This is a genomic window from Rhodococcus sp. G6(2025), from assembly GCF_058628105.1.
This window is the reverse complement of the sequence record NZ_CP179750.1, coordinates 1,085,362-1,102,098: the sequence shown is the minus strand read 5'-3', so window position 1 is coordinate 1,102,098 and position 16,737 is coordinate 1,085,362. Positions and strand designations below refer to the sequence as shown.

The 16,737-nt window shown below is 67.5% G+C and carries 15 protein-coding genes; 3 read left to right on the top strand and 12 right to left on the bottom strand.

The genetic code is table 11. The annotated features are described in order from the left end of the window. Positions 1 to 81: 81 nt before the first annotated feature. Positions 82 to 1,281: a diguanylate cyclase domain-containing protein gene (locus ACLIVD_RS05310; RefSeq protein ID WP_491932072.1), complete on the bottom strand. Its 1,200-nt coding sequence runs from the start codon at positions 1,279 to 1,281 to the stop codon at positions 82 to 84. A 44-nt stretch (positions 1,282 to 1,325) separates the two neighbouring features. Further along, a complete protein-coding gene (locus ACLIVD_RS05305; protein WP_105412845.1) occupies positions 1,326 to 2,129 on the bottom strand; it encodes an alpha/beta fold hydrolase in 804 nt (267 codons plus the stop codon). A gap of 110 nt (positions 2,130 to 2,239) precedes the next feature. On the opposite strand from ACLIVD_RS05305, the gene ACLIVD_RS05300 reads away from it, so the two are divergent. Beyond that, positions 2,240 to 3,175: a methionyl-tRNA formyltransferase gene (locus ACLIVD_RS05300; protein WP_105412844.1), complete on the top strand. Its 936-nt coding sequence runs from the start codon at positions 2,240 to 2,242 to the stop codon at positions 3,173 to 3,175. A gap of 58 nt (positions 3,176 to 3,233) precedes the next feature. On the opposite strand, the gene ACLIVD_RS05295 is transcribed toward ACLIVD_RS05300, so the two are convergent. Further along, positions 3,234 to 4,982, bottom strand: coding sequence for an ABC transporter ATP-binding protein (locus ACLIVD_RS05295; RefSeq protein ID WP_491932071.1), 1,749 nt, complete (start codon positions 4,980 to 4,982; stop codon positions 3,234 to 3,236). Beyond that, positions 4,979 to 6,682, bottom strand: a complete 1,704-nt coding sequence (locus ACLIVD_RS05290; protein WP_491932070.1) for an ABC transporter ATP-binding protein — start codon at positions 6,680 to 6,682, stop codon at positions 4,979 to 4,981. Before ACLIVD_RS05290 ends, ACLIVD_RS05295 begins: the two co-directional genes overlap by 4 nt. A 167-nt stretch (positions 6,683 to 6,849) precedes the next feature. Between ACLIVD_RS05290 and ACLIVD_RS05285 the strand changes: the two genes are divergently transcribed. Further along, entirely contained in the window at positions 6,850 to 7,023 is a 174-nt protein-coding gene (locus ACLIVD_RS05285) for a hypothetical protein (RefSeq protein ID WP_005262874.1), read from the top strand. Positions 7,024 to 7,056: 33 nt separating this feature from the next. Continuing rightward, positions 7,057 to 8,604 carry an alpha,alpha-trehalose-phosphate synthase (UDP-forming) gene (locus ACLIVD_RS05280; RefSeq protein WP_105412841.1) on the top strand — a complete coding sequence of 516 codons (1,548 nt, stop codon included), beginning with the start codon at positions 7,057 to 7,059 and terminating at the stop codon, positions 8,602 to 8,604. Here ACLIVD_RS05280 and ACLIVD_RS05275 read toward each other — a convergent pair. The 8 genes from ACLIVD_RS05275 to ACLIVD_RS05240 all read right to left on the bottom strand — a co-directional run bounded on the left by ACLIVD_RS05275 (position 8,574) and on the right by ACLIVD_RS05240 (position 16,737). After that, positions 8,574 to 9,584, bottom strand: a complete 1,011-nt coding sequence (locus ACLIVD_RS05275) for an NAD-dependent epimerase/dehydratase family protein (protein WP_283330558.1) — start codon at positions 9,582 to 9,584, stop codon at positions 8,574 to 8,576. The genes ACLIVD_RS05280 and ACLIVD_RS05275 overlap by 31 nt on opposite strands. Positions 9,585 to 9,672: 88 nt before the next feature. Further along, positions 9,673 to 10,497: a nuclear transport factor 2 family protein gene (locus tag ACLIVD_RS05270; protein WP_283330557.1), complete on the bottom strand. Its 825-nt coding sequence runs from the start codon at positions 10,495 to 10,497 to the stop codon at positions 9,673 to 9,675. A gap of 2 nt (positions 10,498 to 10,499) precedes the next feature. Beyond that, the gene (locus ACLIVD_RS05265; protein ID WP_491932069.1) at positions 10,500 to 11,018 is read right to left on the bottom strand and encodes an Rv1363c family protein; all 519 of its coding nucleotides are present in this window, start codon (positions 11,016 to 11,018) and stop codon (positions 10,500 to 10,502) included. Beyond that, on the bottom strand, positions 11,015 to 11,758 hold the full coding sequence (locus tag ACLIVD_RS05260) for an Rv1363c family protein (protein WP_283292835.1): 744 nt from the start codon (positions 11,756 to 11,758) through the stop codon (positions 11,015 to 11,017). The genes ACLIVD_RS05265 and ACLIVD_RS05260 overlap by 4 nt, the downstream gene beginning before the upstream one ends. Next, positions 11,755 to 13,170 carry an MCE family protein gene (locus tag ACLIVD_RS05255; protein WP_418339414.1) on the bottom strand — a complete coding sequence of 472 codons (1,416 nt, stop codon included), beginning with the start codon at positions 13,168 to 13,170 and terminating at the stop codon, positions 11,755 to 11,757. Before ACLIVD_RS05255 ends, ACLIVD_RS05260 begins: the two co-directional genes overlap by 4 nt. Next, complete coding sequence (locus ACLIVD_RS05250; protein ID WP_491932068.1) at positions 13,167 to 14,396, bottom strand: MCE family protein; 1,230 nt, start codon at positions 14,394 to 14,396, stop codon at positions 13,167 to 13,169. The genes ACLIVD_RS05255 and ACLIVD_RS05250 overlap by 4 nt, the downstream gene beginning before the upstream one ends. Further along, positions 14,393 to 15,685 carry an MCE family protein gene (locus tag ACLIVD_RS05245; protein WP_280778855.1) on the bottom strand — a complete coding sequence of 431 codons (1,293 nt, stop codon included), beginning with the start codon at positions 15,683 to 15,685 and terminating at the stop codon, positions 14,393 to 14,395. The genes ACLIVD_RS05250 and ACLIVD_RS05245 overlap by 4 nt, the downstream gene beginning before the upstream one ends. Beyond that, positions 15,682 to 16,737, bottom strand: coding sequence for an MCE family protein (locus tag ACLIVD_RS05240; protein WP_283330553.1), 1,056 nt, complete (start codon positions 16,735 to 16,737; stop codon positions 15,682 to 15,684). The genes ACLIVD_RS05245 and ACLIVD_RS05240 overlap by 4 nt, the downstream gene beginning before the upstream one ends.

Genomic DNA, 16,737 nt, shown 5'->3' with positions numbered 1-16,737 from the left:
CGACCGCGTAAACATACCGCGCGTTCGCGGGTTCGGCACGCTGGTGGTGGCGGCGACCGCCGGGGGCAGCCGGCCAGCAACCTAGTGGTGCCAGACCGCCGTGTTCCCACCGCGACGCTTGGCGGCGTAGAGGGCGATGTCCGCATGATGGAGCAGTTCGTCGACCGTGCGCGCCGACGTGCTGCGCGCCATCCCCACGCTGAGGGTCACGACGAGGAGTTCGTCGCCGACGTCGATCGGTGTCGTGATCGACGCGAGCATCCGGGTCACCACGTCGTCGACGTCGTATTCGTCGACGTCGGGAAGGATGGCGACGAACTCGTCGCCGCCGAGCCTGCCGACCGCGGCCGGCGCGCGCATCGCGAGGCGCAAATGCTCTGACACCCCCTGCAGGATGCGATCTCCGACGCGATGCCCACGGGTGTCGTTGACGTCCTTGAAACCGTCGACGTCGAGGAACAACGCGACAGCAGGTCCCGCGCCACGCTCGAACAGACGCTGCAGATGCTCCGTGATAGCGGCACGATTGAGCAGTCCGGTGAGACTGTCGTACGTGGCAGCGTGCAGAAGAAGCGCGTGCGCCTCCTCCGCCTGCTGCTGAGCGGTGACCTCCGCGGTGACGTCCCGGAAATGCACGACCAGCGCGCCGGAATCGGCTGCGGCGGTCACCTCGATCGTCATCCCCGGCGAGTACAGCGAGTCCACCCGGGTCTGCTGCTCGCGACCCGTGGCGAGAACCTTGCGGCACAGTGCGTCGAAGTAGCTGCCCTGCGTTTCGGGAAGAACCTCGGTGACGACACGGCCGAGCAGTTCGTCCCGTGACCGCCGCACGTGCCGCAGGCAGCCGGAATTGACGTAGATGATCCGCAGGTCCTCGTCGAGCGCCATGAACCCCAGGCCCACCCGGTCGAGCAACGACGAGAGCTGCACGTCCCGGCCGGCCACGTGTCCGAGTTCGATGACCACTCCCGTCAGCTCGACAGGGGCACCGGACGCGTCGGTGGTGACGTCGATGCTGCGGGTGAGGATGTACCGGGTCGACCGATCCGCCAGCACGATGCGGAACACGCATTCCGCGCCGACGGACCCGGCGGTGTCACCGAACATGCGACGCACCGCGCCGATGTCTTCGGAATGGACCCGCTCCCGCCACAATTCGAGCGGTGGCCGGGAACCGTCGTCCTCGAAGATGGCGGCGGCCTTTTCATCCCACCACAAGGCCCCGTTCACGACGTCGTACCGGACGATGCCCACCCCGAGGCGCGGAATACCCAACGCCATCAGAACCTCGCCGTCACCGTGATCGCCCCAGCCGCTCGGAATTGTCAGTTGGCGAGGAACTCGAGCAGCACCTTGTTCACCACTTCGGGCTGTTCGAGGTAGCCGTAATGCCCCACGTCGGGGATCTCGTAGTACCGGGCCGACGGGATCGCCTCGGCCACCTCACGCGAGAGATACGGCGGGATCATCCTGTCGTCGGCGAACCCGATGGACAGGCACGGTGTCGTGATTGCCCGGTAGGCCTGCCTGCGATCGAAGCTGCGGTCCATCTCCATCTGCGCGCGCACGCCGTCCGACGTCCGGCCGCCGCTGAACTCGAACAGGTCGAGCCAGTCGCGGGCCGTGTGCGGGTCGACGAGCGACGCGGGCGACAGATTCATCACGGCAGTCACCGCGGCCCGGTACTTGGCCGGGAGTTCGACACCACTGTCGTGGAGGGCGCGCTCGCCCTCGGTGAGGGTTTGCTGGAAGTAGTCCATGCGGGCGTGACCGGCGAGGAACGCCGCCTTGTGCACGAGGTCGGGCCGGGTCAGGGCCAGTTCCTGCGCGACGCGGGCACCCATCGAGGTGCCGACGACACGGGCCGGTCCGCCGCCGAGGTGCTCGATCAGTCCCGCAGTGTCGGCGACGAGGTCGTCCATGGTGATCCCGTCGACGCTCTCACCGGACGGCGCGATGCCTCGGTTGTCGAACGTGCAGACGCGGTAGCCGGCGTCGATGAGCGCAGGGGTCTGATGCAGATCCCACACCCGTCCCGGGCTGCCGGTTCCCATGATGAGCACCACTAAATCGCCGGATCCCTTGACCTGGTAATTCAGGGGGATCCCGTTGATCGTGGCGATCGTCATGTTGCCTTCCTTCCATGGGCGGTCTCACCGTTTTAGATTGGATAGCCTAAGCTGGCTTGGCGGCCGCTTGCATGCGGCACTGACCGACAAGCTCGTCCAGGAGGACCGCGTTGAGAGTCGCCACACTCGGATATCAAACCTGGGGTCACCGTACCCTGCAGGCCCTGCTCCAGTCCGACCATGAGGTCGTCCTCGCGATCACCCACCCCAAGAGCGACCACGTCTACGAACAGATGTGGGCGGACTCCGTCGCCGACCTGGCCACCGAGCACGGGGTGCCCGTGCACATCGCCACCAAGCCGGACGAAAACTTCAAGTCCGCGCTGAAGCAGGCCGACCCCGACATCGTCGTCGCCAACAACTGGCGCACCTGGCTGCCACGGGACGTCTTCGACTCTCCCCGCTACGGCACCCTCAATATTCACGACTCGCTCCTGCCCAAGTACACAGGATTCTCCCCGCTCATCTGGGCGCTCATCAACGGTGAAGAAGAAGTAGGCCTCACCGCGCACCTGATGGACGAGGAACTCGACGCCGGCGACATCGTTTTGCAGAGGTCGACGCCCGTCGGGCCGACGGACACCGTCACCGATCTGTTCCACCGCACCGTCGACATGATCGGCCCGATCACCCTCGACGCACTCGAGCTGATCGCGTCCGGTCGCACGGACTGGACGCCGCAGGACCGCTCGCAGGCCACGTTCTTCCACAAGCGTGCCCCCGAGGACAGCCTCATCGACTGGACGTGGCCCGCCGACGCGATCGAACGACTCGTCCGCGCGCAGTCCGACCCGTACCCGAACGCCTTCACCCATTACAAGGGACAGCGTGTCCGGGTTCTGAAGGCCGCCGTGTCCGAAGGAAATTACGGTGGAACGCCCGGGCGTGTCTTCATCCACGAAGGCGACGGAATGGTCATCGTCGCCGGGCCCGACGCTCGCACGGGTCAGAACAAGGGCCTCAAGATCCAGCGCGTCCGGCTCGACGACGGCACCGAACTCGCCGGCACCGAATTCTTCCCCCACGGCGGCGGCTACCTCAGCTGACGCCCGTGCGCCTTTCTGGTAGCGGGAGCTACCAGAAAGGCGCACGGGGCGGAACGCCCTACCGCCCCTCCCACGCCGACCAGAGTTCGGCGTAGCGCCCACCCGCGGCGACGAGATCGGCATGTGGACCCTGCTCGACGATCCGGCCGTGTTCGAGGACGACGACCCGATCGGCGGCAGCCGCCTGCGTCAACCGGTGGGCCACCACCAGCGTCGTGCGACCACGGGTCGCGGCCTCGGCCGACGCCTCGAGTTCCCGCGCACCCGCGCTGCCTGCTTCGGCGGTCGCCTCGTCCAGGATCGCGACCGACGGGTTCGCGAGGACGAGTCGCGCCAGAGCCAATTGCTGTGCCTGGGCGGCGGTCAGCTCGTGGCCGCCCTCCCCGACCACGGTCTGGACGCCGTCGTCCAGTGCGTTCACCCAGCCGTCGGCGCCGACGGCCTTCAGTGCCATCGCCGCGTCTTCCTCGGAGGCGTCGGGTGCGGCGAGCCGAAGGTCGTCGATCAGCGGTCCGGCGAACACGTGGACTTCCTGGCTGACGATGGCGACCCGGCGGCGGAGACCACCCGGCTCCAGATCGGGCAGCGCGGTGCCGCCGATGCGCACCGACCCGGACGTCGGGACGATCGAACCGGCCGCGATCGCCGCGACCGTCGTCTTGCCCGCTCCGGTCGAGCCGACGAGGGCGACACGTTCACCGGACTTCACGTGCAGGCTGATGCCGTGCACCACTTCGTGGGTGCCGTCGTAGGTGTGCCGGACGTCGGCGAGTTCGAGCGTCGAATCGGCGGCCTCCCGGACGGCGGCGGTCCCGGTGCCCGACTCGTCGTCGAGGTCGACGACGCCGACGAGCCGGGCCAGGCTCGCACCCGCCGACTGCACCTCGTCGAACGTGTACATCAGCATGCCGATCGGATTGAACAACCGGTGGAAGAGCAGTGCCGCGGTTGTGGTTTGGCCGACGGTGACGATGTCCGCGTTCACCAGGGCGAATCCGGCGGCGAGGATGGTGGCGAGCCCCACGAACTCGGCCCGGTTGCCGCGCCCAGCGAACCGGGTGAACAGTGCGAAGACGCCGACGGACAGGTCGCGGGCCTGTTCCGACGCACCGTTGATCTGCGCCAGATGGCTGTCTTCCAGACCGTAGGCGCGCACCGTCCGGGCACCCTGCATGCTGCTGATCAGGGCCTGCGAACGCTCTCCCATCGCCACGCGTTCGGCGGCGTACACCGGTGCGGACCGCGGCAGGTACCAGCGCATCGCCAGCGCGTACATCGGCAGCGCGACCATGCCTGCGAGCCCGAGCCGCCAGTCGATGCCGAGCATCGTGACCATACTCAGCACCACCAGCAGGACAGCCGTGACGAGGTTGGGGACCACGTCGGTGACGGCCTTGCCGATCACCGCGACGTCGTCGCCGACCCGCGACAGCAGGTCGCCCTTGCCGACGCGTTCGACCGTCTGGATCGGCAGCCGGAGCGCCCGGTCGACGGTGCGTTCGCGCAGATCCGCCAGGATTCCCTCGCCGAGGCTGCGGATCAGGAACGACGCGAACCCGGCGCACACGCCGCCGATCACGGCGGCGGACGCGATCACCGCAACCACCCACCCGATGGTGGACGGCGGCGCACCGTCCTGCACCCGGTCGACGAGGACGCCGAAGACGTAGACGGGAACCAGCGCCATACCGGCCGCGACGGCGGCGACCAGCAGGGTAAAGACGCTCCGGCCGCGGCGGCGTCCCAGTTCGGACTTCAGCCACGCCCACGTGTCGCGTGCGTTCGCGATGGGCAGAAGTTCACTCATCGCAGGACCGCCTGACGGTAGTTCGCGTTCTCGGTCGCCAATTGCGAGTGCGTGCCCTCGCCGACCACCGTTCCGTCGTCGAGTACGACGACGCGGTCGGTCACGGACAGCAGCGCGGGGCTGCTCGTGATGAGGATCGTCGTCTGCCGGTCCTCGGAGTCGCGATGCCGCAGGTCCGCGATGCCGCCCGCGATCGTGTGTTCGGTGACCGCGTCCACCGCGGTCGTCGGATCGTGCAGCACCATCACCGGCGACTGCGCCACCAGTGCACGCGCGAGGGCGACCCGCTGCCGCTGACCACCGGACAGCGAGGACCCACGGTCGGCGACCTCGTGGTCGAGGCCCTCGGGGTGTGCTTCGACGACGTCCACCGCCGCGGACGCGGAGAGCGCCGCCTGCACCTCGGACGCCGTGGCGCCGGGCCTGCCCGCGGTCACGTTCGACGCGACGGTTCCGGAGAACAGGTCGCCGTTGTGCGGCTCGACGAGCAGCGCCCGGCGGGCCTGCGCGAGATCCGCGTCCGACAACTGCACTCCGCCCACCGTCAGTTCGCCGTCGTACCGATCGGGCGGAACCTGCCCGGACAGCAGCGCGGCCAGCGCCTCCGCGTCCTGCGGGCGGTACGCGACGACGCCGAGCAGTTCGCCGGGGGTGACCCGGAGATCCAGCGCGCTCAGGGACCGGTAGGACACGCCGCTCAGGCTGAGTTCGCTGCCGTCGAGTGTCCGGCCGGACCCGGCGGGCAGCAGGGGTTCCGCGTCCAGGACCAGGGCGAGACGGTCCGCCGACGCGCGGGCGAGGGCGAGGAACCCGGGCAGGCCGGCCAGAACGCCGAGCGGTTCGATGAAGAACTGGGACAGTCCGACGACGGTGATCAGTTCGCCGATGGTGATGCGTCCCTCGAGGGCGAACCAGCCGGCGACACCCGCGACACCGACGGCGAGGAGGGCGCTGACGGTCATCGACACCCCGGCGAACACGGCGGAACTCTTCGCCGTGTGCAGGGTGGCGCCGAGCGCGTCGCGGCTGGCCGTCCGGTATCGCCGCGACGCCGACACCTCGGCGCCGATCCCGCGCAGGGGCCGGAGCCCGCTCACGAGGTCGGTGGCCATGGCGGACGCCCGCGCGACGGCGGCCTGCTGATCGGTGGCCCGGCGGGTGATCAGCGGCGCCGCGAGTTGGAGGAGACCGAGGATGACGGGGGTGCCGATCAGAACGGCGAGTCCGAGGGGAACGTCGATCAGCAGCAGTGCGACGGCGGACCCGATCGCCGCGGTAAGGGCCGCCGCGGCCCGCGGTGTGATGTCCGCGATCCAGGCCGCGCGGTCGGCGTCCGACGTCGACACGGACAGCAGCTCACCGGCCCGCAGGTCGGTGCGCGCTCCCCGCGGGTCGAGGATGCGGTGCGCGACCTCCATCCGCAGCTGGTGGGCCTCGTTCTGCATCGCCACGACGATGAACCGCGCACCGAACCGCCACGCCGCGGTGAGCACCAGGAACAGCAGCGCCAGGGCGCACAGCCACACCGCGAGAGCGAACACGTCTCCGGTCGCGACGGCCCGATCCACGATCACGCCGATCGAGATCGGGACCAGTGTCTCCGCCACCTGATGCAGGCAGACGAGCACGGTGCCGATCCCCAGCCGAACACGATTCCGCACCAGCGTGCGAAGCAGAATTGCGGTGCCACCAGTCTTCACGCGCGTAACTCCCAACGCCGACGCTTCCCCACCCACCAACGAAGTAAGCAGACCCTAACTAGATGAACCCTAATCGATGGGCAACTAGCGTTGACATGCCCGGTTCTCATAGAGTCGCCGATACGAACTACTGCGCGTGACGCAGCAGCAAGCCCGAGAGGACAAAGATGGCCGCGAAGACGACCGCCGAAAACGACATCGCGGACGAGGATCTCGAACCCCTAGCCGACGAGACCGCCCGCCAGGCGCAGCGCGTTGTCGCTGCATACGCCGAAGATGCCGACGAGTGCAGGATGCTGCTCTCCATGCTCGGAATCGGACCCACCAGCAAGCTCGACTGAGAATTTCATCCACTTCGACTGCGAAGGAAGCCCGTGGCTGCCAGTTCGGAATCGTCAGCATCGTCATCACGCTCGACTTCTGATCCTGTTTCCGGGCAAGCCGACTTCGTCGTCGTCGCGAACCGACTCCCCGTCGACCTCGAACGCCTTCCGGACGGCACCACACGCTGGAAGCGCAGCCCCGGTGGCCTCGTCACCGCGCTCGAGCCGATCCTGCGCCGCAACAAGGGCGCATGGGTCGGCTGGGCGGGGGTCGCGGACGCCGAGCTCGATCCCGTCGTCGAGGACGACCTGGAGCTCTACCCGGTTCCGCTGAGCGCCGCGGAGATCGCCGACTACTACGAGGGCTTCTCCAACGCCACCCTCTGGCCGCTGTACCACGACGTCATCGTCAAGCCCGAGTACAACCGCGACTGGTGGAACGCGTACGTCGAGGTCAACCGGCGCTTCGCGGAGGCCACGTCGAAGGCGGCCGCGCACGGCGCCACGGTATGGATCCAGGACTATCAGCTGCAGCTCGTTCCGAAGATGCTGCGCATGCTTCGCCCCGACCTCACCATCGGATTCTTCCTGCACATTCCGTTCCCGCCGGTGGAACTGTTCATGCAGATGCCGTGGCGCACCGAGATCATCGAGGGCCTGCTCGGCGCCGACCTGATCGGGTTCCACCTCCCGGGCGGTGCCCAGAACTTCCTCTACCTGGCCCGCAAACTCGCCGGTCAGCAGACGTCCCGCGGCAACGTGGGCGTGCGCTCCAAGCTCGGCGTCGTGCAGGTGGGATTCCGCACGGTGCGCGTCGGCGCGTTTCCGATCTCCATCGATTCGGGGCAGCTGGACGAACAGTCCCGATCCAAGTCGATCCGGGACCGCGCCAAGAAGATCCGCAAGGAACTGGGCAATCCCAAACACATCATGCTCGGCGTCGACCGCCTCGATTACACGAAGGGCATCGACGTCCGCCTCGCCGCGCTGCACGAGTTGCTCGACGAGCAGCGCATCGACCCGGCCGACACGGTGATGGTGCAGCTGGCCACGCCGAGCCGCGAGCGGGTCGACAGCTACGTGCAGATGCGCGACGACATCGAACGCAAGGTGTCGCGGATCAACGGCGAGTACAGCGAGGTCGGCAGGCCGGTGGTGCACTACCTGCACCGGCCGATCCCCCGCGAGGAGCTGATCGCGTTCTTCGTCGCCGCCGACGTGATGCTGGTGACTCCGCTGCGTGACGGCATGAACCTCGTCGCCAAGGAGTACGTGGCGTGCCGCAGTGATCTCGGCGGCGCACTGCTGCTCAGCGAGTTCACCGGCGCGGCCGCCGAACTGCGTCAGGCGTTCCTGTGCAATCCGCACGATCTCGACAGTGTCAAGGACGCGATGGAGCAGGCCCTGGGCCAGCCGAAGGAGGACGGCCGACGCCACATGCGGGCCCTGCGCAGGCAGGTCCTCGCACACGACGTCGACCGGTGGGCCAGGTCCTTCCTCGACGCCCTCGCTCACGGCGGCGCCGCCGGCCCCGCGCTGATCGCGCCCGCCGAGGCTTCCGAGTCCGACTACAACGAGGACGCGACCGGGGAGAACTGACCTCCCCGGCTCAGCTGACCGGACGTCACCAGGAAGCCGACGAAGTCGCGGATCGTCTCGTCGGCGGGACGCGGAACGTAGCCGAGTTCGGACCGCGCCTTGGAGCCGTCGATGACGGGCGCCGCGAGCAGCGCCGACATCGCCGACCGTGACAGAACGTCGGATCCGAACCGGGCCCCGATCGGTTCGGCGATCGGCAGCACGCGTTCGATGACGCTGAGTGGGAACGAGTACAGCGGCCCCCGACGACCCGCCGCACGCGCAGCCCTCCTCACGGCATCGTGCATGCCGAGCATGTGCCCCGAGATCAGGTAGTTCTCACCGGTCCGGCCCTTTTCCCCGGCGGCGATCAGTCCGGCGGCGACGTCGCGGACGTCGACGAAGTCGAAACCGCCCTGCACCGCCGCGGGAACCCGGCCGCGAGCGGCGTTGCGCAGCAATGCGTTCACCCGCGACAGTCCGTAGTCGACGGGCCCGTACACCCCGGTGGGATTGCAGATCACCGCATCGAGCCCGGCCTCGACCACCTCACTGAGTTCGATCTCGCCCGCCCATTTGGACCTGTCGTACACCGGGATCGACGCGTCGACGGACCGGGGTGAGTTCTCGTCGAGCGTTCCGCCGCAATTGCTCTGATCGAAGGAGTGCACCGAACTGCAATGCACCATCCGCCGAACACCCACTGCGAGAGCGGCTTCGGCGACGGTACGCACGCCCTTGGTGTTGACGGTCCAGGCCAGGTCGTCCTTCTGGGCGAGGGTGATCATCGCGACCAGGTGGTAGACCACCTCGGCGCCGTCCAGCGCCCGTTTCATGGATTCGACGTCGAGTACATCGGCATTCACCCACGTGACCCCGTATTCGGGTGCGTACCGGGAACGCACGCGGTCGATTGCGGTCACCTCGTGCCCCGCCTCGACCAGCAGATTCAGCAGATTGTTGCCCACGAATCCCGCGGCGCCGGTTACTGCAACCTTCATCGACGACTCCCCGTTCGGTTGTGGCCAGGCAACGCAGCGTCGTGCGTCGGCAATCGGCCAGGAGACCCCGACAGTACTAGAACTTGTTTCATTTTGTGAAGGGGGTGACTGCCTCGACGAACATCCGCACTCGTGCGATCTCGTGGGATCGGTGTGCGAACTCCAGCAGGGCCACACCCTCCCACCCGGCAGCGCGCACGGATGCGGTCACGGCACGCCCCGCCACGATCATCTTGCTCCACTGCAGGTCACGGAGACTGTCCGCGAAGTGAGTGGGCGAGAGCGGGGCATCCGGTGACAGTTCGAGAACCGCACCGGGAGCAAGTCTCTCCGACATTGCGGCCGCGTCCTGACGGCGGACGGCGACCAGAAATCCGATGGCGGCATTCCTGCCCGGACGCCCGACGGTCCGCAGGCCTCGCATGAAACCTGTTACACCGAGAACGCCCTGATTCGCGAGAAGTTGCGGCGCCAGCTTCACCGACGCCGCCGCGCCCCGCCACCCCGCCGCGGCCAACTGGGCGATCATCACGGACAGTTCCCAGTGCGCATACAACCCGTCGACGGCCACGACACCCGACTCCGCCACCAGGTCGTAGCGCAGGTGCATCGGCACCGTCAGCACCACTCCCGTCGACATCCGGGTCTCGAGGTCGAGGTCGCGGACCACGGTCATTCCGCACACCACGTCCCGCTTCACATGGAATGTGATCGAATTGGGGGCGATGAACGTGTCGTAGAACCGTTCGATCGCCTTCGTGCCGACGTGTGGCCGCGAGCCCACCGGGTCGTTGACCCGAGCGCCGTCCGAGAACAGCCCGACCCACGCGGCGCGGTCGTGCACCGCGACCGCGGACGGTGAACGCCCCACGACAGCAAGGAGTTCCGCCACGGTCGGCGTGGAGTCCGGCACCGCTACACCGGGGTCAGCTGATCGACGAGCCAGTCGTCGTCGACCTTCTGCAGCGACACCCGCACGCGGCTGCCCGACGTCCGGGCGTCGGGAGCGTCGGCGCTCGTCGTCGTCTGGTTGAGGTACAGCAGAACCACCGCCTCGTCGGGTGTGGTCGACACGGGCGCCGCGGCCTGCACCGACACCTGCACGGTGAGTTGCTTCTCCTTGGCGCCCGGCGCGATCGTTTCCTGCACGAGCGTGGTGTAGTCGTCGCGGAAAGAACCGGTGAGTCCGTCTGCGGCAGCCGCCAACTGGTTGTCGACGTCGGCGAAGTCGTACGCCAGCATCGCGACGGCCTGCTTGCCCGCGGCGTCGACGGCCTCGGTGCGCGCCTGCTCCGCGAGTTGGTCCTGCCGGTGGTCGTACCAGAGGAAACCCGCCACCACCGCGAGGGCGACCACCACGACCGCGGCCGCGATCTTCAGCGCTGTCTGCTTGGTGACGGCGAACTTTCGCTTGTCTTCGTTGTTGTCGGTCATGGGACGAACTCCACCTTCGATGCGGTCAACTTTCCGTCGACGTCGCTGACGGTCACTCGCATTCGGAAGTCGCGCGGTGAGGGTTCGGGCTGTTCCTTGCTGCTGACCATCGTCCGCGCGGCCACCAGAACGTTCGCCGAGATCGAGGTCTCGCTCCCGTTCTCGACACCGGCCTCGACAACCTGGCCCTCGGTAGTCACATTCGCATCCCGCACGACGCCGACGAACGGATCCTCACGGCCCTGGAACTCTTCGAGGAACTGACCCGACGCGCCGGCGATGATCCGGTCGACGTCTTCCTTCGCGGTCTCGGGATGGATGGTTGTCAGGTTGAGCACCGTCTGCCGGGCCGTGTCGACGAAGGCCTGACGGCGGTCGTCCCGTTCCCGTGCGGACTGTTGGTCGAGCAGCAGGACCACCGCCGCGACGACCAGTGCGACGACGACCACCGCGGTAACACCCCACGCGAGCAACGACTTCAGGGGACGACGCTGCTTCGGCGCGTCGGGCGCCGGAGCGTCCGGGGACGCGACCTTCGCCGTCGACACCTTTTCCGCCTCGGGCGCGGCGTTCGCGTCTGTCGGCTTGGCCAGGACCACCGGCTTCGGGGCCTCGGTCTCCCCCACCGGCGGGCCGGCGTGCCGGACCGCCCTGCGCCTGCTCCGGTCCTTCGCCGCGGAGCTCTGCTCGGTCGCCTGCTCCGCGGAGTCGGTTGCGCGCTCGTCTGTGCTGGAACTCAAATCTGCTGACCTGTCATCATCGTCTGCCACGTCGAGTCCTTTCCCTGCACCGCCAGATCCGGTTGGGTGTACGTCTTTCCATCCGAACCAATGAAGCTACCGGTGGCCGGGTCGTAGGGCACGGCCGCGACCGGTGCACCCGCGGCGCCTTCGTAGGAACTCGGAACGGCTGTGTACGAGGGTACATCCGGCGGCATGATCGGCCCGTACGGCGGGTTGTTGCCCGACGCCTCCCAGCCCTCGCGGCACGCCTCGACCGTCGGCGCGCGACGTCCCGGGAACTCCATGCACGGCAGGTTCCGCGCGCCGCGCACCACGGCCGGATCGTCCGGAGCGGCCTTGCAGTACAGGTCGTTCGGTGTCGCGATCGGGTCGGTCTGATCTCCCGACCGGCGTTGCTCCGGGGGCAGGAATCCGGTCGTGCAGGCCGGCGGGTCGTGCAGTTGCAGGGCGAAGTCGACGATCGCGCCGTCCTCCACCGGCCCGCCGGTCGCGGCCGTCACGAGCGCCGCGGTCAGGGGTGGGTAGATGACCAGCACCTGTTCGATGCTCTTGTTGTAGATCACCCCGACCTGGCCGACGCTCACCAGATTCCGCAGCAGAATCGGCAGTGTCGGCTGCAGGTCCTGGAACAGCCGGGTGGCTTCCTGCGCCGTTCCCGGGCCCTTCTCCAGCACCGACCGCAGGCTCGGGTCGCTCGCCCGCAACTGGTCGGTGAACGTCACCAGGTCCTGGGTCCACGACCGGATGGCGTCGCTGCTGACCACCTGGGTGTCGAGCAGTGGGCCGACCTGGTCGATCAGGGCCTTCGTCGCGTCGCTGTTCGCATCGGCCTCCTCGACGAACAACCGGGCCGAGTCGATGAGCCGCTGCAGGTCGGGGCCCGATCCGTTGAACGCCGTGAACGCCTCGTCGATCACCGTCTGCAGCCTGGTGTCCGAAATGCTGGCGAGCAGTTCGTCGGCCTGGTCGAGCATTTCGCCGACGTCCTGCGGAATGGTGGCCCGGTCCAACGGGATCACGTCGCCGTTCGCGAGGTACGGGCCGTCGGCCTCGGCGGCGCCGTCCCGGGGAATCAGATCGACGTACTGCTCGCCGACCGCCGACACGCTCTTGACTGCCGCGTCGACGTCGGCCGGAATCTTGTAGTCGCTGTCGAGTGACATCTTCGCTTCCACACCGTCGCCGGTGAGCGTCACGTTCTCGACGACACCGATGTTGGTGCCGCGGTAAGCGACATTGGCGTGCGAGTAGAGCCCACCGGTGGACGGCAGTCGGACGCTGACTTCGTAGCGCCCGACGCCGAACAGCACCGGCACCTTCACGTACTGGATCGACATCACCACGAGCCCGATGACGGTGAGAATCGAGAAGATGATCAGCTGAATGCGAACGAATCTCGTCATTCTCATGGTGTCGGCGCCCCTCCCAATTGCGGCGGAAGGCCCGGGATCTGCGGCAGTCCGGGTATCTGTGGAAGACCCGGAATCATCGGCGGTGCGGGTGCCGGCTTCGGAGCCGGCTGCAGGGGTGCCTGCAGGGGATCGCCCGACTGCCCGGCAACCCCGGCGAGCGATCCCACGGCGCCCTCGACGCCGCCGAGCGATCCGCCGAGGCCGGTTCCGGTCAGGAAGTTGCTGTCGACGCGTTCGTTGGTCATGTCGATCGTCATCATGAGGTTCGCGTAATCACCCTGAATCGCCTTGTCCATCGTCTTCATCGGGAACGGGTACGTGAGCATCAGGGTCAGCACCTCGGTCAGCGCGCTACCCGAGTTGGCGAGTTCACGCAGCACCGGTGTCAGGTTTGCCAGGTTCGCTTTCAGTTCCTCGCCGCTGTTCTCCACGAGACGGGAAGCGGTGTCGCTGAGCTTGCCCACCTCGACCAGCGCGGTGGTGAGGTTCTGCCGTTGGGTGACGAGCACTTCCAGCGCGGGCGGGATGCCGTCCAGCGCCGCGTCCAGGGTGGCCTTCTGCTCGTTGACGGTGCCCGCCAACCGGTCGAGTCCCTCCATCGCGCCGATGATGTCGCCGCGCTGCTGATCCAGGCTCGTGACGAGCTGGTCGAGCTGCGGGAGAAGATCCCGGATCGAGTCCTCCCGGCCACCCAGTGCGGCGTTGAGTTCCTGGGTGATGTCGTGGATCTGGGCGATGCCGCCACCGTTGAGCACCACCGACAGTGACGACAACGTCTGCTCGGTGGTCGGGTAGGCGCCCGCCCGCTCGATGGGGATCACGTCGCCGTTCTCGAGCCGGCCTTCGGGCTCGGCGTCGGTCGGCGGAGCCAGTTCGAGGTGCTGCGAGCCGAGGAGGCTGGTCTGGCCGATCTTGGCCGTCGCATTGGCAGGCAGTTGGACGTCGCCGTTGATCGAGACGGTGACCAGTGCATGCCAGTCCTGCACGTCGATGCCCGTCACCGAACCCACCGTCACGTCGTTCACGCGGACCGGCGAGTTCTGCGACAGCGTCGTGACATTGGGCATCTGGATCTCGACCGTGTACGCGTCGTCGCCCTGTCCCTCGGTGCCCGGCAGGGGAAGCGAGTTCAGCCCTTCCCACTCGCACCCGGTCAGGGTGAGGGACAACGTGATCGCCACAGCCGCGATGGCGCCGCGACGCACCCGTGTGCGCTTCGTCATCGCCCACCTCCCGGCTGCAGCAGATCGTTGAGGTCCTTGGGCACGGCGACGGTCGGCATCCCGGCGAGGGCCCCGGTCATCGGCGGCGCGGACCGCGGGGGTACGGAGGCCCCGAGGCTCGGCGGCGTGAATTCGATCTGGTCGGGGAATGCGTTCACCCCCGTCGTCGGGTTGGTGAGGATGGGCAGGTAGTTCGCCGTCAGCGAGTTCAGGACCGGCGACAGGTACTGCGTGCACAGGTCCGCGCTGCGGTTCGCCTCATTGGCCTGCAGGCTCTGGATGGCACCGCACATGAAGTTCACGGGGTTCCCGAAGTTCGCCATCGCGACCGCACCGACCAGTGATCCCTGCGCCGGCTTGTAGATGTTGCTGAAGTTGGCCAGCGCCGTGGGCGCGACGTGGAGCACCTGCTCGATCTGCGGCCTCTTGTCGGCGAGCACCTGGGTGGCGTCGGCCAGGCGGCCGACCTGCTCGCTGAGGCTTGCCCGGTTCTCCACGACGAACCGGTTGACGTCGCCGAGCGCGAGGTCGAGATCGTTCAGCGCGGTTCCGAGTTCGTCGGAGTTGGTGGCGAGCATGTTCGACACCGACGCAAGCCTGCCCTCGAACTGGACGATCTGCTCGTTGCTCGACGACAGTGCGGCCACGAACGTCTGCAGGTTGCGGATGGTGGAGAACAGGTCGGTCCGGCCGTCGGACAGGGTCCGCATGGTCTCCGACAGTTCCCGCAGCGTGTTCCGCAACGACTCTCCGTTGCCGTCGAGATTGTCGGCGGCGGTGTCGATGAACGTGCCGAGCGAGCCCTGCGGGTCGGCGCCCTGCGGTCCGAGCGCCTCCGACAGCTTGTTCAGCTCGGTCTTGATCTCGTCCCACTCCACCGGGACGGCGGTGCGCTCCACGGGGATGCTCGCGCCGTCGCCCATCGTCGGCCCACCCGCGTAGACGGGTGTCAGCTGCACGAACCGTCCCGACACCAGGCTGGGTGCGACGATGACGGCCTTCGCGTCCGCCGGGATGTCGACGCTCTTCTGCACGTTCATCGTGACCCGTGCGAAATCGGCACCGGGCTCGATCGAGTCGATCGTCCCCACCTTCACACCGAGGACGCGGACGTCGTCGCCCGAATACAGCCCGGTGGTCGTCGGGAAGTACGCGGTGATCGTGTTCTGGAAGAGCTTGGGCACGAACATCACTGCGGCGCCCACGATCAGCACCACGACGACCGCGGCGACGCCGCCGCGGATCAGCCACTTCTTCCGCGTGTTGGTGATTTCCGGGTTCGTCGTCATCGCGGCGGTTCCCTCAGCTCGATGGACGGACCTGTCTGCAGGTAGGCCTGGAGGTCGTTGGGGAGGTGCTCCGGCCACGTCACCGCGTCGCTGAGCCCCTGGAACAGGTTGCCGATGCCGATGTTGTAGACGTACGCCATGAAGAACGGCCCGCTACCGACCGATTCCCCGAGCTGAGTGGCGTACGGCGCGAGGCCGTCGAGAGCCTGCGAGATGTTGTCCTTGTTCCGCTGCAGGACGTCGACCACCGAGTTCAGTTTGTCGAGCGTCGGTTTCATCTGCTCCTCGTTGTCCTGGACCAATCCCGTGAGCTGCCGGGACACCGCGGAAATGTTCACGATCAGCTGGCTGATCGCCGTGCGGCGACGGTCGAGCTCGCCGAACAGCTGGTTCCCGTCGACGATCAGCGAGTTGATCTGCCCGCTGCGCTCGGCGAGGATTCCGGTCACGTTCTCGGCACGCGAGAGCAGCTGTCGCAGCGTCTCGTCCCGCGAATTGATGCTCTCCGACAACCGGGTCAGGCCGTCCAGTGCGGTGCGCAGCTCGGGCGGTGTGTTCTCGAGAGCGCCGGACATCGCGTTCAACGCGTTGTTGACCTCGTCGGTGTCGAGCTCGGACACGGTGTTCGACAGGTCGCCGAGCGCGTCGTTGAGGGAGTACGGAGAGTTGGTGCGTTCCAACGGAATCGTCGACCCCACCGGCATCGTCTCGTACCCGAGCGGGGTGACGGCCAGCGACTTGCGCCCGAGAACGGTGTTGGTCTTGATGTTCGCCTCGGTGGCGTCGCCCAGGACGATGCCGTCCTCGATCGTGAACCTGACGAGCACGTGCTGCTCATCGAGTTCGACGTCGGCGACCTTCCCGACGTCGACGCCGGCGAGCGTCACCGCGTCGCCGGTCATCAGCCCACCCGCGTCCTCGAAGTAGGCGGAGTACTGCGTTCCGCCCGAAAGGAATTGCAGCTGATCGTATTGCAGGGTCGCGATCACGATCATGCTCGCGATGGCGACACCGATGATTCCCACCTGTACGGGATTACGTTCGCGTTTCAT